The sequence below is a fragment of the Aequorivita vladivostokensis genome (assembly GCF_000952855.1).
GTDB classification, from domain to species: domain Bacteria; phylum Bacteroidota; class Bacteroidia; order Flavobacteriales; family Flavobacteriaceae; genus Aequorivita; species Aequorivita vladivostokensis.
Genome location: NZ_JSVU01000003.1, coordinates 118,703 through 140,294 on the forward strand (window position 1 = coordinate 118,703; position 21,592 = coordinate 140,294).

Here is a 21,592-nt window from a genome sequence, read left to right on the forward strand (position 1 = left end):
TTATAGTTTTACTTTTCTCCATCTTTACTCTTCAAGGCCCTTCGATGGTTGGGCAGAATTCATCTTTGGAAAAGACAGCCGAGAATTATCTCAAAATAAAAGACCATCATATTTATTTTGAAGTGGCCGGAAATGGAAACCCAATCATTTTAATACACGGCGGCTATCTGGACCATAGCATTTGGAACAGCCAAGTAGAATATTTAAACCGTCACGGATATAAAACCATCATTTTTGACGATTTGGGCCACGGCAGCACCGTGAATGGCGAAGAGGAGCTTTACGGTTATGAAATTATTGAACAGTTGCGCAGCCGGCTGAAACTTGATAAAATAAGCCTTGTGGGGCTATCATGGGGAGCGATGCTCGCTGTGGACTATAGTCTAAAATATCCAGAGAACGTAGAAAAACTCGTATTGATTTCTCCGGGAATGAACGGTTGGCAATATTTCAAAGATCCGCTGGCACAGCAAAATTACGACCTTCGGCAACTTGCCAAAAAAATGAACCAAAAGGCAATGTTTGTAGAATATTTCCAACGTAATTGGTCCGATGGCCCCGGCCAGCCTGCAACAAGGTTACGGAAACCCGTCCGGCGTTACATAGAACAAATTATATTACAAAATGTAAACGAGCATTGGAACGAATCGTGGTCCAAGCTCTCAAACAATACACAAATAAATACCATAACCAAAAAAACGTTGCTGATCACAGGGCAATTGGATGCGTTGGACATTCATGAAATCGCCAAAGAATATCATCAAAATATTTACAATTCCCAATGGACGGAAATCAAAAATGCAGCCCACACTCTTGTTTTAGAAAAACCCGAAAAAACGAATCGGTTGCTCGGAAAGTTTTTGAAGGAATAGTTTCAGGTTTATTTTTCTCTTTCCTTCCACGTTTTTCAACAATATTTATACAGCTCCACATTCCAACACTCGGAAAAATTTATGTAAACTAAACGATAGTTTGCAAATTATCAATTCTGCTCATTATTTTTCTAATCATAAATTGTAAATAATACTCATAAAAAAACCGCAACCAATTAAGGCTGCGGTTTTCACATTAATCTATTTCTAAAAGCTTACTTCACTTCTTCAAAATCTACGTCCTCAACGTCGCTGTTTTCAGCGCCGCCGCCTGTGCTTCCCTGCTCTGCTCCTGCTCCGGCATCACCGGTTGGGGCACCCTGCTGGTCTGCCTGGGCTTTGTACATTTCTTCTGAAGCAACTTTCCAAGCTTCGTTAATCTTATCCAAAGCTGGCTGAATATTGCTCACCTCTTTGGTTTCGTAAGCTTTTTTCAGTTCTTCCAAAGCTTCCTCAATTGGCTTTTTCTTATCATCAGATAATTTATCGCCAAACTCTTCCAGTTGCTTTTCAGTCTGGAAGATCATTGCATCTGCTTCGTTCAGTTTTTCAACTTTTTCCTTCGCAGCCTTATCGCTTTCGGCATTTGCCTCGGCATCGGCCTTCATCTTTTTGATTTCCTCTTCGGTCAAGCCGGAAGAAGCCTCAATACGGATATCCTGCGTTTTGTTGGTAGCCTTGTCAGTAGCGCTTACTTTAATGATACCGTTGGCATCAATATCGAACGTTACCTCAATTTGTGGCACCCCGCGCTGTGCTGGCGGAATTCCGTCTAAGTGGAAACGACCGATTGTTTTGTTGTCATTCGCCATTGGGCGCTCCCCTTGCAATACGTGGATTTCAACACTGGGCTGATTATCTGCCGCTGTAGAGAATACCTGACTTTTCTTGGTAGGAATGGTAGTGTTGGCCTCAATCAATTTGGTCATTACACCACCCATAGTTTCAATACCAAGTGAAAGTGGGGTTACATCAAGAAGAAGTACATCTTTCACATCTCCGGTCAATACACCACCTTGAATTGCGGCACCAACAGCTACAACTTCATCTGGGTTTACCCCTTTGTGTGGTTTTTTTCCGAAGAATTTTTCAACGGCTTCCTGCACTGCAGGAATACGGGTAGAACCCCCAACAAGAATTACTTCATCTATATCGCTCTTGCTCAAACCAGCAGCTTTCATTGCTTTTTCACAAGGCTCGATAGTTCTTTTTACAAGTGGCTCAATCAGTTGCTCAAACTTTGCGCGTGTCAACGTTTTTACCAAGTGCTTTGGTCCGCTAGCAGTAGCCGTAATGTAAGGCAAATTGATTTCGGTTTGTGTGGAGGAAGACAATTCAATTTTTGCTTTTTCAGCAGCTTCCTTTAAACGCTGGAGCGCCATTGGATCTTTCTTCAAATCAAAATCTTCTTCTTTTTTGAATTCATCAGCCAACCAATTGATAATTTTTTGGTCAACATCATCACCACCCAAGTGGGTATCACCATCGGTAGCCAATACTTCAAAAACGCCGTCCCCCAATTCTAGGATACTAACGTCATGCGTACCACCACCAAAGTCAAATACCACTACTTTTTGGTCGGTTCCCTTTTTATCAAGACCGTACGCTAGAGCTGCCGCAGTGGGTTCGTTGATAATACGTTCCACTTTAAGACCGGCAATTTCACCGGCTTCCTTGGTTGCGTGGCGCTGGCTATCGTTAAAATATGCAGGAACGGTAATTACCGCACGGGTAACGTCTTGTCCTAAATAATCCTCGGCAGTCTTCTTCATTTTCTGAAGAATCATTGCGCTCAGTTCCTGTGGGGTGTACATACGTCCGTCAATGTCAACACGGGCGGTATCGTTATCACCTTTTACCACTTTATATGCTGCATGTTCCGCTTCACTCTTTGATTCGGAATATTTGTTCCCCATAAATCGCTTAATGGAGCTGATGGTCTTTGTAGGGTTGGTAACAGCCTGACGTTTTGCAGGATCCCCTACTTTAATTTCGCCACCTTCCACAAATGCAATTACGGAAGGAGTTGTTCTTTTTCCTTCGGCGTTAGGAATAACCGTTGGCTCGCTACCTTCCATCACGGCAACGCAGGAGTTGGTTGTACCTAAGTCGATTCCAATTATTTTACTCATATCTATTGTGTTATATATTTAGTTAATTCAATTTTATTTTACGGTCTGTATAAGACAATGATTGTGCCAGCGGAGGACGACTGCCATGATGTCAGAAATTTTTATTGAATATATTGCTGGCCGTAGTTAAGCGCCAAATCTCAAAATCCAAATTCAAGAAAAAATAGATTTTTGCACTGTTTTTATTTGGAATTTTTTATTTGGAATTTCTTTTCGATATTGGAATATTTCCATAATTTTGGAATAAACCCAATGTCATGTTTTTGAATTGCCACACTTATTACAGCCTTCGGTTCGGAACCTTCAAAATCAGCGAGTTGCTGGAGTTGGGGCAAGCCAATGGCGCAACGACAATGGCGCTTACCGATGTAAATTCCACCTCTGCCTGCTTGGAATTTGTACGGCTTTCCACAAATTATAATGTGAAGCCAATCTTGGGCGTGGATTTCAGAAAGCGCGCCAAACAGCAATTTATAATGCTTGCCAAAAACAACGAAGGTTTTCACTATATAAATGAATACCTTTCTGCCTTTCTCCACGAGCGCCAAGGCACGGAAAACCTAAAAATTCCCGCCAGGGCCGAGCAACTTCCACATACCTTTATTATATATCCGTTTGCTTCCTTTGAAGGCGAAACGCTTTTGGAAAACGAATTCCTGGGCGTAAAAATGGAGGACATCAACCGCTTGAAATTTTCGCAGTGGAAGCACCGGCAGGAAAAGCTGGTGGTTTTGCACACGGTGACTTTCAAACATAAAAAAGGTTTCAACACCCACCGATTGCTCCGCGCCATCGACAACAATACGCTGCTGAGCAAATTGTCCGCTTCGGAACAGGGCAACGAGTCCGATGTATTTATTTCGGAGGAAATAGTGAAAAAATCTTTTGCCGAATTTCCAAAGCTCATTGAAAATACCGAACAGCTTTTGAAGCGCTGTCACGTGCATTTCGATTTTTCAAAAAAAACCACCTGTAATCAAAAATCGTACACCGCCAATGAGGCGCTGGATTTCCGTTTGCTGAAAAAATTGGCCTATGCCGGCCTGCCCTATCGCTACAAACGCCCGGGCGAACGGGTAATGAAGCGGATGGAAAAGGAACTCGAAATAATCCGCGAAAAAGGATTTGTTTCCTATTTTCTTATCAACTGGAAAATCCTGAAATACGCCCGCAGCAAAGGCTATTTTTACGTGGGCCGCGGCAGTGGCGCCAATAGTATCATCGCCTATCTACTTCGCATTACCGATGTGGACCCTGTGGAATTGGACCTTTATTTTGAACGGTTCATAAATCTATACCGAAAAAATCCGCCCGATTTCGATATTGACTTTTCGTGGCAGGACCGGGACGACATTACCGATTTCATCTTTAAAACTTTTAGCAATACGTCGCTCATCGCCGTTTACAACACCTTTAAATACAAGGCCTCGGTGCGCGAGCTGGGCAAGGTTTTCGGGCTGCCGAAAGAGGAGATAGACCGACTGTCGGGCGGCGACTACGATTTCAATTCGCTGGACAAACTTTCGCAATTGGTGGTTATTTATGGCAAATACATTGAAGGGTTCCCCAATTATCTGGGCATCCACGCGGGCGGGATCCTGATTTCGGAAAAACCCATCCATTATTATTCCGCCACCTTTATGCCGCCAAAGGGCTATGCCACCACGCAATTTGATATGGTAATTGCAGAGGATGTGGGACTTTATAAATTCGATATTTTAAGCCAACGCGGATTGGGAAAAATAAAGGATGCCGTGGAAATAGTGAAATACAACCACCCCGAGAAAAAACCCATTGACATCCACGACATTACCCGTTTCAAAAAAGACGAAAAGATAAAGACGCTCCTGCGCAATGCGGAGGCCATAGGCTGTTTTTATGTGGAGTCGCCCGCCATGCGGATGCTGCTGCGCAAATTGCAGGTGGACGATTATCTGGGGCTGGTGGCGGCCAGCTCGGTAATCCGCCCCGGCGTGGCCAAGAGCGGGATGATGCGCGAGTATGTGCTGCGCTACCGCCATCCCGAAAAACGCAAGGATGCCCATCCCGTGCTGCTGGATATTATGCCCGAGACCTTCGGGGTGATGGTGTACCAAGAAGACGTTATAAAAGTGGTGCACCACTTTGGCGGGCTGGATCTGGGCGAGGCAGATATGTTGCGAAGGGGAATGAGCGGCAAGTTCCGCTCGCGGGAAGAATTCCAAAAAGTGAAGGACCAGTTTTTTGAAAACTGTAAAAATTCCGGCAAGAACGAAGCCTTTACAGCAGAAGTTTGGCGGCAGATAGAAAGTTTTGCGGGCTATGCCTTTGCCAAGGGACATTCCGCTTCATACGCGGTTGAAAGCTACCAAAGTCTTTTTCTGAAAGCCTATTTTCCGTTGGAATATATAGTGGCGACGCTTAACAACGGTGGCGGATTTTACAGCGTGGAACTTTACGTACACGAGGCACGAATGCACGGCGGAAACATCCTGCAGCCCTGCATAAACCGCAGTTTCAATGAAACGGTCATTTATGGGAAGGATATTTACATCGGCTTCGGGTTTTTACAGTTTATGGAATCGAAACTTATCCAAAAAATAATCGCGGAACGCAACAAAAACGGTGCTTTTAAAAGTCTGGATGATTTTCTGGAGCGCATTTCCATCGGAATGGAGCAAGTTACCATTCTTATAAAAATAAACGCCTTCCGCTTTACGGGAAGAAATAAACGCGAACTGCTATGGAAAGCCTATATGAAGATAAACAAGGTGAGTTTTGAGGAGGACGCCCCTACCCTTTTCCGACCGAAGCGCATAGATTACCAAACGCCATCGCTGCTGCACACGGCAATGGAAGACGCTTTTGACGAAATGGAACTGTTGGGGTTTCCGCTGTGCAGTCCTTTTGAGTTGCTTGCAAAGCCTTCGGAAAATAGATTACGGGCCGCACAACTTCCACAGTTTATAGGAAAAACGATAACTATTGAAGGATATTTAATAACCACCAAAAGAACCCGTACCTCGCGCGGCGATTATATGTACTTCGGAAATTTTGTGGACCGCGACGGCCATTTTGTGGATACGGTACACTTTCCACCGGTGGCACGTCAATATCGCTTCCGCGGAAAAGGGGTTTACAGCATTACGGGAAAGGTGATGGAAGAATTTGATTGTATCACTATTGAGGTTTTAAAAATGGAGCGATTGGCGATAATCCAGGATCCGCGGTATAGCCCAAGCCCCCTACCCCCTGCCTACGTGTCTCCGGCAGGCAGGCCCGAAGGGGGAACTGTTACGGATAATAGCCGAAAGACGATAAGAGGTAAGACCGCTGCGCTATAAGACGTAGGAAGTAGGACTAAAAAAACACAAGAACAGAACCCGAAGGGATTGTCTCAGCTTGCTCATGTTGTCATACGTCCCACGTTTTATCGCCCTAAGTCAATTTTTTTTTAAAAATGAACGACAAAAGAAACATAGTGCATATGGATTTGGACACCTTTTTTGTGTCCTGCGAGCGCTTGCTGGATCGCAAGTTGATCGGCAAACCTGTATTGATAGGCGGTACAAGCGACCGTGGCGTGGTGGCCTCGTGCAGTTATGAGGCGCGGAGCTTTGGTATCCATTCGGCCATGCCGATGAAGTTGGCGCGACAGCTTTGTCCCGAAGCCATCGTGGTGCGAGGCGATGCAAGTACCTACAGTAAGTTTTCTGACACGGTTACCGAAGTAATCAAAGAAAGTGTGCCCCTCTATGAAAAATCGTCGGTAGATGAATTTTATATCGATCTTACGGGAATGGACAAGTTTTTCGGTTGCGAAAAATTAGCTTCAGAATTGCGGCAACGTATCATAAAAGAAACCGGGCTGCCCATTTCCTTCGGACTTTCCGTGAACAAGACCGTTTCAAAAATAGCCACGGGCGAAGCAAAGCCCAACAACCAAATCCATATTTTAAAAGGTACCGAAAAACCCTTTCTTTCCCCTTTATCAGTAAACAAAATTCCCATGGTGGGTCAAGTTACCTACCGGGCCTTCTGCGATCTGGGCATAAAACAAATAAAAACAATACAAGAAATGCCCGTAGAAATGATGACCAAAGTTTTTGGAAAGAACGGACAGACCATTTGGCAGAAAGCAAACGGTATAGACAACACGCCCGTAGAGCAATATACCGAACGCAAATCCATTTCTACCGAACGTAGCTTTGACCGCGACACTACCGATGTAAAAAAACTGGAAGGCATCATCATTGCTATGGCAGAAAATCTGGTTTTTCAATTGAGGCGGGGCAATAAGCTTACTGCCTGCATTACCTTCAAAATACGGTATTCAGATTTCCAGACCTATACCGTGCAGAAAAAAATACCGTATAGTTCCGCAGACCATAAAATTATTCCCGTGGTGATGGAACTATTTAAAAAACTCTATCAGCGCCGGTTGTTGGTGCGGATGGTGGGCGTTCGCTTCAGCCATTTAGTGGAAGGCGGTTTCCAGATAGACCTTTTTGACGACAATGAAAAAATAATCAACCTCTACCACGCAATGGACAAAATGCGCGATCGTTACGGCGACCGTGCGGTTATGCGCGCTGCGGGAATGGAGGCCAAAAGCATCGGTCGCTGGAACCCGTTCACGGGAGCGCCGCCGCCGCTGTTGCCCAACAGAAGGAGGTGATTCAATGTTGAATGTTCAATGCTCAATGCTCAAAAATAAATTCATAATTATCAATTCTTCATTCATGATTAAATAAGATGCTATCTTTGTTTTTAAAAGAAATTTGAATGGAGAGTATCAGCGTTTTTGACATGTTATCGATCGGCGTCGGGCCATCGAGTTCGCATACATTAGGTCCGTGGCGCGCAGCCCTGCGATGGATTGAGGAATTGAAAGAAAAAAATCAATTTGATGAGATAACTGAGATTTCAGTGGATCTGTACGGCTCCCTTTCGCTTACGGGCAAAGGACACGCCACAGATATTGCAGTAATGCTGGGCCTCTCGGGTTTTGATCCTGTAACTTTTCCTATAGAAAATATTGAAAAGGAAATTGATTTTATCAATTCAGAAAATAAATTAAAACTGAACGGGGAGTTGGAAGTTCCCTTTTTTCCAAAGCAGAATATTATTTTCAACCGAAAGTTTTTGGAGTTTCATCCAAATGGAATGACTTTTAAGGCAACATTAAAGGATGGCTCCAAAAAATCCTCTTCGTTTTATTCAATAGGCGGTGGTTTTACCGTGAAGAAGGAACGAAAACGTAAAAAAATAAAACTGGCAAAATTTGCGCAATTTCCTTTTCCCATAGAAAAGGGAACGGAGCTTCTGGCATATTGCAAAGCTGAAAGAAAAAGTATTTCTGAAATAGTACTCGAAAACGAAAAGTCGCTGCGAAGCGAAGACGAAATAAACGACGGCCTAAAAAAAATATGGGATGTAATGCTCGATTCCATGTACGTTGGCGCCCATACGAAAGGTACTTTGCCCGGCGGATTAAATGTAACACGTCGTGCTTTTGAAATGAACAAGAACCTAATTGGCGATAGCAAATACACCAATGCTGATGAATGGATTGCTGCCATTAGAAATACCGAGGTAAAATTCCGTCAAATTCTGAAATGGGTCTCGTGCTTTGCCTTGGCCGTAAATGAAGTGAATGCTTCCTTAGGGCGTGTTGTTACGGCACCAACCAATGGAAGCGCGGGCGTAATTCCAGCCGTGATGCTGTATTATATGGTGATTGAAAACCACGATGCAAATTTTGAGGACGTTCGTAAATTTTTACTCACGGCTGGCGAAATTGGCAGTATCTTCAAAAAAGGTGCTACCATTTCGGCAGCTATGGGCGGCTGCCAGGCAGAGATCGGCGTTTCCTCCTCCATGGCCGCCGGTGCCCTTTGTGAACTAATGGGCGGCACGCCCGAACAATGCTTAATGGCCAGTGAAATTGCAATGGAACATCACCTGGGAATGACGTGCGATCCCATTGCAGGTTTAGTGCAAATTCCGTGTATTGAACGCAATGCAATGGGCGCCATTAAAGCCATCAACGCCTGCGAAATGGCTTTGGATAGCGATCCTTCCAAAGCAAAGGTGCCCCTCGATAAAGTGATTGCCACCATGTGGGAAACGGCCAAGGACATGACTTCAAAATATAAGGAAACCAGTGAGGGTGGTCTTGCTGTGCAAGTGAATATTAGCGATTGTTAAAATCATTCCTTCTTACAGCTCCCAATGCGAAGGGAATCTATAAGATTAAGGATTTTCCAACTCTCGTCCGTGTAAACCAACGTAAATGAATTGGCCCCACAATGGCTAAATTTTCCGTCCATGTAATATTCATACGGCGCCCAAACGTGTGCAATATTACCGTCGCTATTTACAATATAATCGGTCAACTTTTCATCCCAATCCAGCTCTTTGCCCTTTGTAGCGGCATACTGAAGCAAATCTGACGATCTAATATAGATTAGAATATTTTCCTGTTCGGTATTAAGATAGGCGCGATTCATGGTCATGTTGGGGTGCATCACCGATTTCATTTTTAGCGTGTCGCCCGCACGGTATCCATCCATAAAAATATTGATGATTATTTTGGCATTTTCCGTAGAGAGCGATTCTTGGCCAAAACTTTGGACTGCCATAAAAATTGAAAAAAGAAAGATTAGAGATTTCATCTTGAAAATTTTACTTGGTTACTATTCAAAAATAGTACTTTTACATTTTAATAGAACCAGTTTTAAAGAATATGTCAACAGCCAAAAAAGAATATAAGCGCATCACTACCAAAACTTTGGTAGATATGAAAAAGAAAGGTGAAAAAATCTCCATGCTCACGGCCTATGATTTTACCATGGCTAAGATCGTTGACAGTGCTGGCATTGATGTAATCTTGGTGGGTGACTCAGCTTCAAATGTAATGGCTGGCCACGAAACCACCCTGCCGATAACCTTGGATCAAATGATCTATCACGCAGCCTCGGTAGTTCGGGCTATTGAGCGTAGTTTGGTGGTTGTTGATCTGCCTTTCGGAAGTTATCAAAGTGACCCAAAGGAAGCATTGCGCTCTGCCATCCGTATTATGAAGGAAAGCGGTGGGCACGCCGTAAAACTGGAGGGCGGAAAGGAAATAAAAGAATCCATAAAGCGAATTTTGAATGCAGGTATTCCCGTTATGGGCCATTTGGGTTTAACGCCCCAGTCCATTTATAAATTCGGGACTTATACCGTGCGCGCAAAGGAGGAGGAAGAAGCAGATAAATTAATAGCCGATGCTATTTTACTTGAGAAAACAGGGTGTTTCGCTATTGTATTGGAAAAGGTACCGGCAAAATTGGCTCAGGAAGTTTCTGAAAAAATAAGCATTCCCGTAATCGGCATTGGTGCGGGTAACGGTGTTGATGGACAAGTTCTGGTAACACATGATATGATTGGGATGACCCACGAATTCAATCCGCGTTTTCTCAGGCGGTATTTAGATTTATATACGGAAATGAAAAGCGCTTTCAGCAAATACAGCGATGATGTGAAAAGTGGTGATTTTCCAAATGACAGTGAACAATATTAATTGATTGTTAGATTTTTTATTTAGAATCCAATAATCGAGCAATCCGAAAATCCAACAATCCAGAAATCCAGCCCACATAGCACCAAGGATAATCTTCAAATTCTTTTTGAAGACAATCATTTAATAGTTATCAATAAACGCCCGGGAGACATTGTACAGGGCGACAAAACGGGAGACTTACCTCTTTCCGAAGTGGTGAAACAGTACATCGCCGAAAAATACAATAAACCCGGTGCGGTATTTTTGGGCGTAGTTCACAGATTGGACCGACCCACAAGTGGAATTGTTGTTTTTGCAAAAACTTCCAAAGCACTGGCCCGCTTAAATAAAATGTTTTCCAAAAGGGAAACCGAAAAAATCTATTGGGCAATTGTAAAGGAGGCGCCGCCCAAAACAGCCGATACATTAACGCATTTTTTAAAAAGAAATCCAAAGCAAAATAAGTCGTACGCCCATAGTAAAGAAGTTCAGGATAGTAAAAAGGCAATTCTCCACTACAAACTTTTGAAAAGACTGGACAATTATTATTTATTGGAAATTACTTTGGAAACGGGAAGGCACCATCAAATTCGGTCGCAGCTGTCCGCTATTGGTTGCTCCATAAAAGGCGATCTGAAATATGGGTTTGACCGAAGCAATCCCGATGGCAGCATTCATCTTCACGCTAAAAAACTGACTTTAATCCATCCAGTACAAAAAGAAGAACTGATAATAGAAGCCGCTGCTCCTACTGACGTGATATGGAATGCCTGCGATTAGAGCTGGATCAGTTTCTTTTTCAACGCAAAAATTACCAATCCCACCCTGTTTTTTATTTTTAGTCTTTTAAACAAATCTTGCCGATAACCATCAATTGTTTTCGGGCTCAGATCCATTATATTGGCTATCTCCTTATAGGTCATTTCGGAACAGGCCAATTTTATAAAAGTAAGTTCATTTTCCTTAAAATCAAGGATTCTGCCTTCCTCATCGGGAGTTAAGGAATGTAACAGGGTTTCAGATACCTTTTCGGAATGGTAGTAGCCTCTTTCCTGTAATTCTTCCAAAGCCGTATTTAGAATTTCTGGATGAATATCCTTCAACAGATAACCTTTCACCCCTCTTCGAAGCATTTTAAGAATAGTCTGTTCCTCATCCTCCATAGAGAGTGCGAGCACATTTATTCCGGGATGGGTATCTGCGAGCCATTCAGCAGTTTCAAAACCATTCATTACTGGCATATTTATATCCAAGAGAATTATATCTGGCAAAACGTTACTCTTTTCAATTTTTTGTTGAAGCTGCAATCCATTTTTTGCGTGAAATAACACTGTGAAATTCGGAAAGGAATTTATAAGTTTTTCCAAAGATCTCGCAAAAAGCGAGTGGTCATCAACTATGGCAACAGTATGTTTTTCTTTGGAGTTCATGCGTTTGCTTTAAAAGGATAGCTCAAATATAACCGGGTACCATTTCCTATTTCTGAAATGATCTGGTAATCTGCATTAATCAATGCGGCTCTGCTTTTCATGGTTTCCATTCCCGAACTATCGGTCTTCAAAGAAGTATCGAAACCTATACCATCGTCCGTGGCCGAAATATCAAGCGTTGTTTCTTTATATTCTAAATGTACGAATAATTTTGAAGCCCGCGCATGTTTCAACACGTTTGACAGAAATTCTTGCAGAATACGGAAAATTATAATTTCACTGGAGCTGTTTATAGGTATAATATCGCCTGTTATTTGTGCTGAAGCATCCAAATATCCCAATCGCTTTACCCTGTCCAGTTCCACCTGTAGGGATGCCAGCAATCCATTTTTTAAGACCACGTCATTATTTAAAACTTTGGAGAGCGACCGAATTTCTTGCACCGTTTCCTGCACTACCTCTTTCGTTTCCTTTATTTGTCCGTGATAAGTCGGGGGTACGGCATTCATTAATACATTTAATTGAATATTGGCAACAGATAGCAATTGGCCCACATTATCGTGCAACTCCCACGCAATATTTTTCAAGGTTTGTTCCTGAATCTCTATTTTAGAATCGGCAAGTTCACGTTGATAGCGCTTTTCTGCTTCAAACCTATCCTTTAGAAATTTATTTTTTCTTCTTTGAAAAGCAATTACAAAAACAATTGAAAAGATTGTAAAGAACAGCAACACCGCAATAAAGTAAACTATTAAAAGTTTTTCCTGGGGAAGTAAGGGTCCTTTTTCCGTGAGCATATTAAAAATCCAGCAATATAGATGGAATAGAATAAATAATTAGTCCCAAAGATAACCAGTGTATATAAACGTACAAAACCCGGATCAATAGAATTGCTAAAATATGAGCTGTAAATGAACAGAGGCGTGGTGCATAAATGGAAAATCAATGCGCCGACCGATACATAAAACGGTAAGCTTTTCTGTACCTGCAGAATTTGTTCACTTCGCAATAATTCCAGATAATACAAAGAAATGCTCAAAAGGACCAAGAAGGTTCCGAGCAATCGAAAAATGGGCAAAAAGATATTAAAAAAATCATTGGAAAAGGCAATTTCCGCAAGACTCACCACTATTAAAAGTAGCGAACTAAAATTTAATATTCTCACGGAGTCCCTTGAAGTTAAGTGCCATTTGAAATAATTGATATAAAACAAATAGCTAATAATTCCATAGATATTAAAAAGCCAATAATTTTTTTGGAACACACTATTCTTCAGAAATGATAGATACCCCGAATCCATGAGAATGGTGTACCAACCCAAAATTTCCACACAAACCGTAAACCCTAAAAAGAGCATCAAGTAAAAAGTAGGCTTTGATTTATTTTTTCTGTAATAAAACAAAGCGGCAATAAATGCCGATAATTCAAGAAGGTGAGCTATAATTGCAGCTGTCATTCAATATTTTTTATTAAGGATCTTAGTTTTTCCATCTTTCATAAAAAAGAGAGAATTAAAAAACTTGAGAAATAGGCAGGGATTTACTGCCCTACATTTGTATTTATGGGCTTTAATAAACAGACTTAAGTTGTTATTTTACCTTCCCGAAATTTTACTTTTGGCCAGAAAATGCTCCTTCACGCGCTAAACATTTCAAAATTTGGATACCTAGTAACTGTGAGGAGGCCATCCACCTATAACCGTGTTGAACGGATCTATTTTATAATTGTTCGGCGCTCCGCTATTTATCCCAACGGTTGGAGCTAAAAAGCAAGTAGCTTTATCTGTAGTATCGTTATCATAGGCACCAAAATAGATACGTACGCCAGGATTGGTTATTTCCTGTTTTTTCGATTCTGCGCGCACATAATCCAAAAATTCTTGAAGTTCCTCAAGACTAAAAAGAAATTCCCGCGTATCATTTGATCCCATTGCGCGCTCAATATCCACAGCTCGGGTGGCCACCCAATTATCCTGTAATTCTCTTGCTTTGTCAACGGTAATACATTTTGATGGTTTTGACATAATTGAAATTGGTTTTTGGTTAATTGGCAGCAATGTAGTAAAAACAATCAAAAAAGCACTTTCCCCACCCAATAAACAGGAAAAATCCTCTCCCATAATAGGAAATTTCCTATTAATTAATCAGGGTTTTCCCTATTGAAAAAGTAGGGAAACCACCCGAAAAAATTCAGGTAAAATACTGTTGTATAGCCTTTTAACTTTTAATATATTTGAATTTCCCAATCTAATCTATTAAGAATTCCCCGCAGATGATCTACGAAACACTCGAAATAGTAAAAGATCAGGTTTCAAAATATTTGGAGCTTAAAACCACGGACGGCAATCTGGTGGTACTGGAAAACGTGTCCAAACACGACGATCCGGACCTCAACACCAAGAACGACAAAGTGGTGCTTTCGCTTTTAAATATTGAGGAAGAGACAGCCCTTAAAAACAATCCAAACGTAAAATTCAAAAATGGAGAAACGCTTTACAAGAATGCTCCCGTAAACTTAAATATTTTCGCTCTTTTTTCGGCCAACCGAAGTACGTATACCAGCTCGTTGACGGCGCTTTCCTATATTATAGAGTTCTTCCAGTCAAAAAAAATCTTTACGCAAACAAACACACCATTGAATCCAACCATTCCGGTTTTGGAGAATATAAAAGAGTTTCGCTTTATTGCCGAGCTCTACACCCCAACCTTTGAGCAACTAAATTACATCTGGGGAACCTTGGGCGCAAAAGCGCTGCCAAGCGTGCTATACAAAATAAGCGTCGTGAAAATTGAAAGCGACTCACTAGTTGAAAAAGGCAAACCGATTACTGAAATTTCTGGAATCCTCAATAACAATATGCCATGAGTTTTACTGCCACATATAAAATTCTGTTCGGTATGAATCTGTACCACCACTATTTTTTGGATGATGGCAGTATAGCTTTTGATGCGAATGCTACTTTAAAGGAAGCGCAGCTCAACAAATACAATTTTGGGGATTTCTGTGAAATAATTCCTTCCGAAGAAACACAGGAAATTTTTAAAGGGAGCAAGCTAGTTTTCAAAACTACTCACAGCGGATTCACCATATATGCGAAAGCCGAGGAAACTGCGCCCAATTCGGGAACATACAGACCTTTTGTAAACCTTCCGCAAACAACGGTTTTCAATTTTTTGATTTATGTGAAAGATCCGCTTTTCGAAAATTATTCAACGGTGAATCCAAAGCCGGCCATTCCCTATTATTTTTCAAACAAAAAACCTGTTTCCGAAGGCGTTTCTTTCAATTATTTAGATTTGGAAACCACTACCCTGCCCGTAGAAAATTTCACTATAAACCAAACAAGTTATGGTGAAATGGCAAAAAATCTTTCCACCAAAGAAAAGATTGGGCTTTTCGGAATCATTTCGTTGGAAATGGCGGGAGACGACACTGTTCCCTTCGACGGCAACGCACGGAATATTCTAAACGCAAACGGAACCATTCCCGCTTTTCCAAAAACCTTCAAACTTCAATTAAAAAACCGAAGCACCATCTGGAACTACCGCGATGCTTCAACCAATACACTCCTCCACTCTACAGATCCCACAACACTTCCGTTGGCCAAAAACGGTATTATAGGTTACAGTTTTAACGGCCAAGAAAGACCTTCCGCATTCCCATCCCGACTCATATTTGAAAAGGACGGCGGCGGAAATATCATAAAAACCATTTCAGAAATATTTATTAACCAATAACAAAAACTATGGCAACTACGTACAAAACACCCGGGGTCTATGTGGAGGAAATATCGAAGTTTCCACCATCTGTGGCCCAAGTGGAAACAGCAATCCCGGCCTTTATTGGCTACACCGAAATCAGCGACACAACCGTCCGCAACAAACCGAAACGTATTGTTTCGCTGCTGGAATACGAAACCTATTTTGGAAAGGCGGAGAAGGAAGCAAACATTACCGTAACCATCAACGATACCATAAACAGCGGGCCACCGGTACAGCTTTTAGATCAAAAGTTTAGCGTGGCGCTGGGAACTACCAGTCCGTATGTAATGTATTATGCCCTTCGGATGTACTTTGACAATGGCGGAGGGCCTTGCTACATCTGCTCTGTGGGCGATTACACAAGTGGTTCCGTTAACCAACCGTTGCTTTCGGGAGGACTGGACGAACTTGAAAAATTTGATGAGCCCACCCTGTATGTATTTCCAGATGCGATGGCTGTTTCCACCGCTTCAAGCTACTACTCGCTTATAAACAGGGCATTGATGCAATCGCAAAAGTTAAAAGACCGCTTTGTTATTATAGATGCTTTCGCTAACAACAGCGATAACATTCGCAATACAGCCTCTTTGGGCAACGGCGTTGACCTATTGAAATATGGCGCAGCTTACCATCCGTTTTTAAGAACAGTTTACAGTTACGCGTATGATGACGCTAACGTAACCTTGGCTCATAATGTAACTGATGAATCAAACTCAACAACAACGGGCGTTTATGACACCAAAGCATTAAGCGAGCTTGCAGACAGTGGCGATTCCGATTTCAACTTGATACTTTATAACAAAATAAAGACGGAACTGGAAAAACAATACGTAACACTTCCGCCAAGCAGTGCAATGGCCGGGGTTTATGCACGAGTGGACAGCAATCGGGGCGTTTGGAAAGCCCCTGCAAACGAATCGGTGAGTGCCGCTGTGGAGCCCACAATCAAAATTACACACGAAGCACAGCAGGATTTGAACATCCATACCTCAGGAAAATCCATCAATGCCATCCGGTCATTTACGGGGAAGGGAATCTTGGTCTGGGGCGCACGAACTCTTGCAGGCAATGACAACGAGTGGAAATATGTTCCCGTTCGCCGTTTCTTCAATATGGTGGAAGAGTCTGTTGAAAAAGCTACGGCACAGTTCGTCTTCGAACCCAACGATGCCAATACCTGGGTAAAAGTACGCGCGATGATTGAAAATTTCCTAATTCTTCAATGGCGCGCCGGAGCATTAGCTGGAGCCAAACCCGAACAGGCATTTTACGTTCGCGTAGGCTTGGGCGAAACAATGACCGCAGATGATATTCTCAACGGAATCATGAACATCGAAATAGGAATGGCAGCAGTACGCCCTGCAGAATTCATCGTGTTGAAATTCTCACACAAAATGCAAGAAGCATAGTCTTAGTTTGCAGTTTTCAGTATCAGTGAGCAGTTATTTCAAACGGAACACAAAACACTTAACATTTAACCATTAACATTTAACATATAGCAAAATGGCAAATACATATCCATTAGTAAAGTTTCATTTCTCAGTGGACTGGGGAGGAACAAACATAGGTTTTACCGAGGTCAGTGGACTGGACGTAGAAACCGAATTGATCGAGTACCGTCACGGTGCCAGCCCGGAATACAGCAAAATAAAGATGCCGGGAATGCAGAAATACAGCAATATCACTTTAAAACGCGGCTCGTTTGCGAACGACAATGAATTTTACAAATGGTGGAATACCGTAAGCCTAAATAAAATTGAGCGCCGCGACATCACCATTTCATTGCTGAACGAAGAGCACGCGCCGGTAATAGTTTGGAAGGTGAAAAACGCCTTTCCGATAAAGGTACAATCCACAGATTTGAAAGGCGACGGCAACGAAACCGCCATTGAAACTCTGGAGATTGCCCACGAAGGTCTAACCATCCAAAACGGAGATTGATGGCCACTGAATATCCTCCGGTAAGCTTTCATTTTAAGGTGGAATTCAACGGAATTTCCTCACAGGAAAAAGACGTTCAGTTCCAATCGGTATCGGGGCTTTCCGTAGATATCGAGACCGAGGAGTTTGCAGAGGGAGGCGAAAATAGGTTCAAGCATAAATTGCCGGTGCGGTCCAAATTTCCAAACCTCATTTTGAAACGCGGAATGGTAACCGATTCCGAACTCATAAAATGGTGCCGGAACGCAATTGAAAGTTTTCAGTTTAAACCGATTGATCTCACAGTAAAATTGCTGAACGAGAAGCATGAACCGCTTGTAACTTGGAACGTTGTGCATGTTTATCCCGTAAAATGGAGCGTCGACGATTTCAATGCCGAAGAAAGCAAAGTAACGATTGAGACCATAGAATTGGCCTATAACTATTTTACACTCGTATAAAATGCCTATCGAAATCAAAGAGCTTAACATAAAAATAAATGTGAACGGTACTGAGCAAACCAATGCCTCTCCTGATAAACAATCAGGAGGCAAAGCGGAAGCTGTGATAAAAGCTGCCGTGGAAGAGGTTATGCGAATTGAATCCCGAAAAAACGAACGATAATGAAAGGGGAACTTACAAAGCTGAAAATAATAGCGTACCGCGATAACAAGTTTACACGAATCGTGGGTGACGGCATATTTTCTTCTTTATTGAACCCAGAAAAATATGCCTTCAAATATAAGGTGGAATATACCGAAGCGCAGGGTCAAGGCACCAGCGCATCACAACCAAAATACGTTCGTTCCGTCCCGGAGGATTTAAACCTTGAGTTTCTTTTTGATAGAACCGGGATAATTAAAGGTCATAGCAATGATCTCGGGGTAGGAATCGTGGCCGATATTGAACGATTCAAAAGAATTGTCTTCGATTATAACGGCGACGAGCACAAACCCAATTATTTAATGATTAGTTGGGGCACACTTATTTTTAAGGGAATTTTGGCCGAAATGACGATTGAATACAAGCTTTTTTCTCCCGAAGGAGTTCCGTTGCGTGCCGTTGTAAAAGCAAGTTTTAAAGGAATTGTTGAAGATTTGTTGCGATTGGCAAAGGAAAACAACAATTCGCCAGATTTAACACACGTACGGATTGTGAAAGAGGGCGACACCCTGCCTTTGATGACATTCAGAATTTACGGTGATTCAAAATATTACTTGCAAGTTGCAGCAGCCAACAATCTCACAAATTTCCGAAGATTGAAACCTGGCCAACAAATAAAATTTCCACCCATAGAAAAAGTTTCATAATATGCCCAATAGTAGAATCATAGAAACATCGCAAAGTGCAGATTTGGTAACCTTCAAAATATTAATTGACGGCAGCGAAATTTCGTCTGCCTATCAAGTAAAAAATATTTCTGTTGAAAAGGAAATAAACCGAATTCCCTTTGCACAGATTGTATTTATTGATGGCAATGCAGCATCGCAGGATTTCGAATTAAGCAATGAGGATTTATTGATTCCCGGGAAAAATATCGAAATAAAGGCAGGCTATCACAGCGATGATGAAACTATTTTTAAAGGAATAATCATAAAACACAGCATTAAAATCCGCGAGATCAATTCCGTTTTAATTGTGGAATGCAGGGACGAGGCCGTGAAAATGACCATTGGCAGAAAGAGCAATTTTTACTACGAAAGCAAGGACAGCGATATTATTGAAGAAATTATTGGCAAATACGCCTTGGAAAGCGATGTGGAAGTAACTTCGTTCACCAATAAGGAAATGGTGCAGTACCGCGCTTCCGATTGGGACTTTATAATGACGCGCGCTCAAATCAACGGACAGATTTGCACCGTGGATGATGGAAAAATAACAGTTTCAAAACCCAACCTTTCCCAAGATGCCATTGAAACCGTTGTCTTTGGCGCTACCCTACTCGACTTTGACGCCGAAATGGATGCCCGAAACCAATTCAACACAATTACCGCATACGGCTGGAATCCTTCCGAACAGGAAATTGTGGAAGCCGAAGCCACTGACCCCGCAATTTCCCTAAACGGAAATATTTCGGTTTCCGATTTAGCAGATGTAATAAACCTTGAAAATTTAGAATTGAAAAGCGGCGGCAATTATAATTCGGCATCATTGCAAAATTGGAGCGATGCAAAAAGTCTATTCCAGCAACTTTCGAAAACCCGCGGACGGGTAAAATTTCAGGGCATTCCAACGGTAAAACCCGGAACGATGCTCAAGTTGGAAGGTGTGGGCGACCGTTTTAACGGAAAAATTTTCATCAGTGCCATTCGACACGAAATTGTGGATGGCAATTGGACCGTTGACGCCGAATTCGGGATAAACCCAAAATGGTTCAGTGAAACTTATGATATTTCAGAGTTGCCTGCTGCCGGAATCATTCCCGCGGTAAGTGGTTTGCAAATTGGAATCGTATCACAATTGGAATCAGACCCCAGTGGCGAGAATAGAATTTTGGTAAAAATACCCATCATCAATAATGAAGAACAGGGCATTTGGACACGTATCGCAACTCTGGATGCCGGAAATAACCGAGGCTCTTTCTTTCTGCCAGAAATTGGAGACGAAGTAATTGTAGGTTTCGTAAACGACGATCCAAACCATGCGGTAATCCTCGGAATGCTCCACAGCAGCGCAAAACCCGCCCCTTTGAAAGCCTCCGACGACAATCACGAAAAAGGTTTTGTTACCCGAAGTGAAATGAAACTCATTTTCAATGATGAGAAAAAATCAATCACTATTGAAACGCCTGGCGGGAAAAAAGTAACCATAGACGAAGATGCGGGAGCAATTGTAATTGAGGATGAAAATTCAAACAAAATAACAATGGACAGTGACGGAGTTGCAATTGAAAGCGGAAAAGATTTCAGTATAAAAGCAACCGGTGATTGCAACATTGAAGCTATGAATATAAATGTAAAAGCGAATGCCCAATTTAAAGCAGAAGGCAGTGCTGGAGCGGAAGTTTCAACCAGTGCCGTTGCAGTTTTAAAAGGATCATTGGTACAAATAAATTAGGGATTTGGGATTTGGGATTTGGGATTTGGGATTTGGGATTCGGGATTCGGGATTCGGGATTCGGGATTCGGGATTCGGGATTCGTAAAAGATAAAATTGAGGTTTCATATAACAAACTAACAAGCCTGAATTAATAAATTAACAAATCCCCAATTAACAATAAACTACAAACAATAAACATAAAAAATGCCACCAGCAGCCCGAATAAACGATATGCACATTTGCCCGATGACCAACCCAAATGGAAGTCCGCACGTTGGCGGGCCAATACTCCCAGCGGGCGAACCAACAGTCTTGATTGGCGGAATGCCCGCGGCCAGAGTTGGCGATATGGCAACCTGTGCGGGACCACCGGACTCAATTATAATGGGCTCGTCCTCAGTATTTATCGGCGGAATGCCCGCAGCGAGATTGGGAGATAGCACGGCACACGGAGGAAGTATTGTTTTGGGGGAATTCACGGTATTAATAGGAGGATAATTATGAATACATCAGATACATTTTTAGGAGAAGGTTGGAGTTTTCCGCCCCATTTTGACAAAAAAACGGGCCAATTGGTCACCACGGCCGGAGTGGTAGATATCAACAAAAGCCTTGAAATTCTTTTATCAACCCGCTTGGGCGAGCGAGTAATGCTACCCAATTATGGCTGCAATCTGGAAGAACTATTATTTCAACCGCTTGATGTAACCTTAAAGACCTATATAATTGAACTTATAAAAACCGCAATTCTGTATTACGAACCACGAATTGATACACAAACAGTATCGCTAGACACCACAAATGAGCTGAACGGCGAGGTCTTAATAAATATTGAATACGTTGTCAGAATCACAAATTCGAAGGCAAACCTTGTTTTTCCATTTTACAAAACCGAAGGCACCGAAGTATAAAA

The 21,592-nt window shown here is 42.1% G+C and carries 21 protein-coding genes; 16 read left to right on the forward strand and 5 right to left on the reverse strand.

What is annotated here, in order from left to right; all coding sequences use genetic code 11:
• Positions 1-65 precede the first annotated feature (65 nt).
• Positions 66-872 (forward strand): alpha/beta fold hydrolase, encoded by an 807-nt coding sequence (locus MB09_RS05455; protein ID WP_165586677.1) that lies wholly within the window; start codon positions 66-68, stop codon positions 870-872.
• A gap of 215 nt (positions 873-1,087) precedes the next feature.
• Here MB09_RS05455 and dnaK read toward each other — a convergent pair whose 3' ends face one another.
• A complete protein-coding gene (gene dnaK / locus MB09_RS05460) occupies positions 1,088-3,004 on the reverse strand; it encodes a molecular chaperone DnaK (protein ID WP_045079887.1) in 1,917 nt (638 codons plus the stop codon).
• Between the two features lie 257 nt (positions 3,005-3,261).
• Here dnaK and MB09_RS05465 point away from each other — a divergent pair, with 257 nt between their 5' ends.
• The 3 genes from MB09_RS05465 to MB09_RS05475 all read left to right on the forward strand — a co-directional run bounded on the left by MB09_RS05465 (position 3,262) and on the right by MB09_RS05475 (position 9,193).
• Complete coding sequence (locus tag MB09_RS05465; protein WP_084709043.1) at positions 3,262-6,327, forward strand: DNA polymerase III subunit alpha; 3,066 nt, start codon at positions 3,262-3,264, stop codon at positions 6,325-6,327.
• 116 nt (positions 6,328-6,443) lie between these two features.
• Positions 6,444-7,661 (forward strand): DNA polymerase IV, encoded by a 1,218-nt coding sequence (dinB, locus tag MB09_RS05470; protein WP_045079888.1) that lies wholly within the window; start codon positions 6,444-6,446, stop codon positions 7,659-7,661.
• A 107-nt stretch (positions 7,662-7,768) separates the two neighbouring features.
• Positions 7,769-9,193 carry an L-serine ammonia-lyase gene (locus MB09_RS05475; RefSeq protein ID WP_045079889.1) on the forward strand — a complete coding sequence of 475 codons (1,425 nt, stop codon included), beginning with the start codon at positions 7,769-7,771 and terminating at the stop codon, positions 9,191-9,193.
• 2 nt (positions 9,194-9,195) lie between these two features.
• Here MB09_RS05475 and MB09_RS15420 read toward each other — a convergent pair whose 3' ends face one another.
• A complete protein-coding gene (locus MB09_RS15420) occupies positions 9,196-9,660 on the reverse strand; it encodes a nuclear transport factor 2 family protein (RefSeq protein WP_052671297.1) in 465 nt (154 codons plus the stop codon).
• A gap of 71 nt (positions 9,661-9,731) precedes the next feature.
• On the opposite strand from MB09_RS15420, the gene panB reads away from it, so the two are divergent.
• Positions 9,732-10,550 (forward strand): 3-methyl-2-oxobutanoate hydroxymethyltransferase, encoded by an 819-nt coding sequence (panB, locus tag MB09_RS05485; protein ID WP_045079890.1) that lies wholly within the window; start codon positions 9,732-9,734, stop codon positions 10,548-10,550.
• Positions 10,551-10,607: 57 nt separating this feature from the next.
• The gene (locus MB09_RS05490) at positions 10,608-11,309 is read left to right on the forward strand and encodes an RluA family pseudouridine synthase (RefSeq protein WP_045079891.1); all 702 of its coding nucleotides are present in this window, start codon (positions 10,608-10,610) and stop codon (positions 11,307-11,309) included.
• Here the strand turns inward: MB09_RS05490 and MB09_RS05495 are convergent.
• From MB09_RS05495 to MB09_RS05510, 3 genes are all read right to left on the reverse strand, one after another.
• Positions 11,306-11,959, reverse strand: coding sequence for a response regulator transcription factor (locus MB09_RS05495; RefSeq protein WP_045079892.1), 654 nt, complete (start codon positions 11,957-11,959; stop codon positions 11,306-11,308). The two genes, MB09_RS05490 and MB09_RS05495, sit on opposite strands and share 4 nt — an antisense overlap.
• Positions 11,956-12,756: a sensor histidine kinase gene (locus tag MB09_RS05500; RefSeq protein ID WP_045079893.1), complete on the reverse strand. Its 801-nt coding sequence runs from the start codon at positions 12,754-12,756 to the stop codon at positions 11,956-11,958. Before MB09_RS05500 ends, MB09_RS05495 begins: the two co-directional genes overlap by 4 nt.
• A gap of 869 nt (positions 12,757-13,625) precedes the next feature.
• Positions 13,626-13,982: a hypothetical protein gene (locus MB09_RS05510; protein WP_131459833.1), complete on the reverse strand. Its 357-nt coding sequence runs from the start codon at positions 13,980-13,982 to the stop codon at positions 13,626-13,628.
• A gap of 248 nt (positions 13,983-14,230) precedes the next feature.
• On the opposite strand from MB09_RS05510, the gene MB09_RS05515 reads away from it, so the two are divergent.
• From MB09_RS05515 to MB09_RS05555, 10 genes are all read left to right on the forward strand, one after another.
• Positions 14,231-14,824 (forward strand): DUF4255 domain-containing protein, encoded by a 594-nt coding sequence (locus tag MB09_RS05515; RefSeq protein WP_045079896.1) that lies wholly within the window; start codon positions 14,231-14,233, stop codon positions 14,822-14,824.
• Positions 14,825-14,856: 32 nt separating this feature from the next.
• On the forward strand, positions 14,857-15,696 hold the full coding sequence (locus tag MB09_RS05520; protein ID WP_131459835.1) for a hypothetical protein: 840 nt from the start codon (positions 14,857-14,859) through the stop codon (positions 15,694-15,696).
• Between the two features lie 8 nt (positions 15,697-15,704).
• Entirely contained in the window at positions 15,705-17,129 is a 1,425-nt protein-coding gene (locus MB09_RS05525) for a phage tail sheath family protein (RefSeq protein ID WP_045079898.1), read from the forward strand.
• 94 nt (positions 17,130-17,223) lie between these two features.
• Entirely contained in the window at positions 17,224-17,661 is a 438-nt protein-coding gene (locus tag MB09_RS05530) for a phage tail protein (protein ID WP_045079899.1), read from the forward strand.
• Positions 17,661-18,101, forward strand: a complete 441-nt coding sequence (locus MB09_RS05535) for a phage tail protein (RefSeq protein WP_045079900.1) — start codon at positions 17,661-17,663, stop codon at positions 18,099-18,101. The genes MB09_RS05530 and MB09_RS05535 overlap by 1 nt, the downstream gene beginning before the upstream one ends.
• Before the next feature lies 1 nt (position 18,102).
• A complete protein-coding gene (locus MB09_RS16140; RefSeq protein ID WP_165586678.1) occupies positions 18,103-18,264 on the forward strand; it encodes a DUF5908 family protein in 162 nt (53 codons plus the stop codon).
• Entirely contained in the window at positions 18,264-18,950 is a 687-nt protein-coding gene (locus MB09_RS05540) for a CIS tube protein (RefSeq protein WP_045079901.1), read from the forward strand. Before MB09_RS16140 ends, MB09_RS05540 begins: the two co-directional genes overlap by 1 nt.
• A 1-nt stretch (position 18,951) precedes the next feature.
• Positions 18,952-20,697 carry a type VI secretion system tip protein VgrG gene (gene vgrG / locus MB09_RS05545; protein WP_045079902.1) on the forward strand — a complete coding sequence of 582 codons (1,746 nt, stop codon included), beginning with the start codon at positions 18,952-18,954 and terminating at the stop codon, positions 20,695-20,697.
• A gap of 186 nt (positions 20,698-20,883) precedes the next feature.
• Entirely contained in the window at positions 20,884-21,177 is a 294-nt protein-coding gene (locus MB09_RS05550) for a PAAR domain-containing protein (RefSeq protein WP_045079903.1), read from the forward strand.
• 2 nt (positions 21,178-21,179) lie between these two features.
• Positions 21,180-21,590, forward strand: a complete 411-nt coding sequence (locus MB09_RS05555) for a GPW/gp25 family protein (protein WP_045079904.1) — start codon at positions 21,180-21,182, stop codon at positions 21,588-21,590.
• The last annotated feature ends 2 nt before the right edge of the window (positions 21,591-21,592 follow it).

Bases quoted from the DNA above. Each gene is read 5' to 3' on its own strand.
- dnaK (WP_045079887.1), bottom strand. From the start codon at position 3,004: ATGAGTAAAATAATTGGAATCGACTTAGGTACAACCAACTCCTGCGTT.
- MB09_RS05465 (WP_084709043.1), top strand. From the start codon at position 3,262: ATGTTTTTGAATTGCCACACTTATTACAGCCTTCGGTTCGGAACCTTC.
- dinB (WP_045079888.1), top strand. From the start codon at position 6,444: ATGAACGACAAAAGAAACATAGTGCATATGGATTTGGACACCTTTTTT.
- MB09_RS05475 (WP_045079889.1), top strand. From the start codon at position 7,769: ATGGAGAGTATCAGCGTTTTTGACATGTTATCGATCGGCGTCGGGCCA.
- MB09_RS15420 (WP_052671297.1), bottom strand. From the start codon at position 9,660: ATGAAATCTCTAATCTTTCTTTTTTCAATTTTTATGGCAGTCCAAAGT.
- panB (WP_045079890.1), top strand. From the start codon at position 9,732: ATGTCAACAGCCAAAAAAGAATATAAGCGCATCACTACCAAAACTTTG.
- MB09_RS05495 (WP_045079892.1), bottom strand. From the start codon at position 11,959: ATGAACTCCAAAGAAAAACATACTGTTGCCATAGTTGATGACCACTCG.
- MB09_RS05500 (WP_045079893.1), bottom strand. From the start codon at position 12,756: ATGCTCACGGAAAAAGGACCCTTACTTCCCCAGGAAAAACTTTTAATA.
- MB09_RS05510 (WP_131459833.1), bottom strand. From the start codon at position 13,982: ATGTCAAAACCATCAAAATGTATTACCGTTGACAAAGCAAGAGAATTA.
- MB09_RS05515 (WP_045079896.1), top strand. From the start codon at position 14,231: ATGATCTACGAAACACTCGAAATAGTAAAAGATCAGGTTTCAAAATAT.
- MB09_RS05520 (WP_131459835.1), top strand. From the start codon at position 14,857: ATGAATCTGTACCACCACTATTTTTTGGATGATGGCAGTATAGCTTTT.
- MB09_RS05525 (WP_045079898.1), top strand. From the start codon at position 15,705: ATGGCAACTACGTACAAAACACCCGGGGTCTATGTGGAGGAAATATCG.
- MB09_RS05530 (WP_045079899.1), top strand. From the start codon at position 17,224: ATGGCAAATACATATCCATTAGTAAAGTTTCATTTCTCAGTGGACTGG.
- MB09_RS05535 (WP_045079900.1), top strand. From the start codon at position 17,661: ATGGCCACTGAATATCCTCCGGTAAGCTTTCATTTTAAGGTGGAATTC.
- MB09_RS16140 (WP_165586678.1), top strand. From the start codon at position 18,103: ATGCCTATCGAAATCAAAGAGCTTAACATAAAAATAAATGTGAACGGT.
- MB09_RS05540 (WP_045079901.1), top strand. From the start codon at position 18,264: ATGAAAGGGGAACTTACAAAGCTGAAAATAATAGCGTACCGCGATAAC.
- vgrG (WP_045079902.1), top strand. From the start codon at position 18,952: ATGCCCAATAGTAGAATCATAGAAACATCGCAAAGTGCAGATTTGGTA.
- MB09_RS05550 (WP_045079903.1), top strand. From the start codon at position 20,884: ATGCCACCAGCAGCCCGAATAAACGATATGCACATTTGCCCGATGACC.
- MB09_RS05555 (WP_045079904.1), top strand. From the start codon at position 21,180: ATGAATACATCAGATACATTTTTAGGAGAAGGTTGGAGTTTTCCGCCC.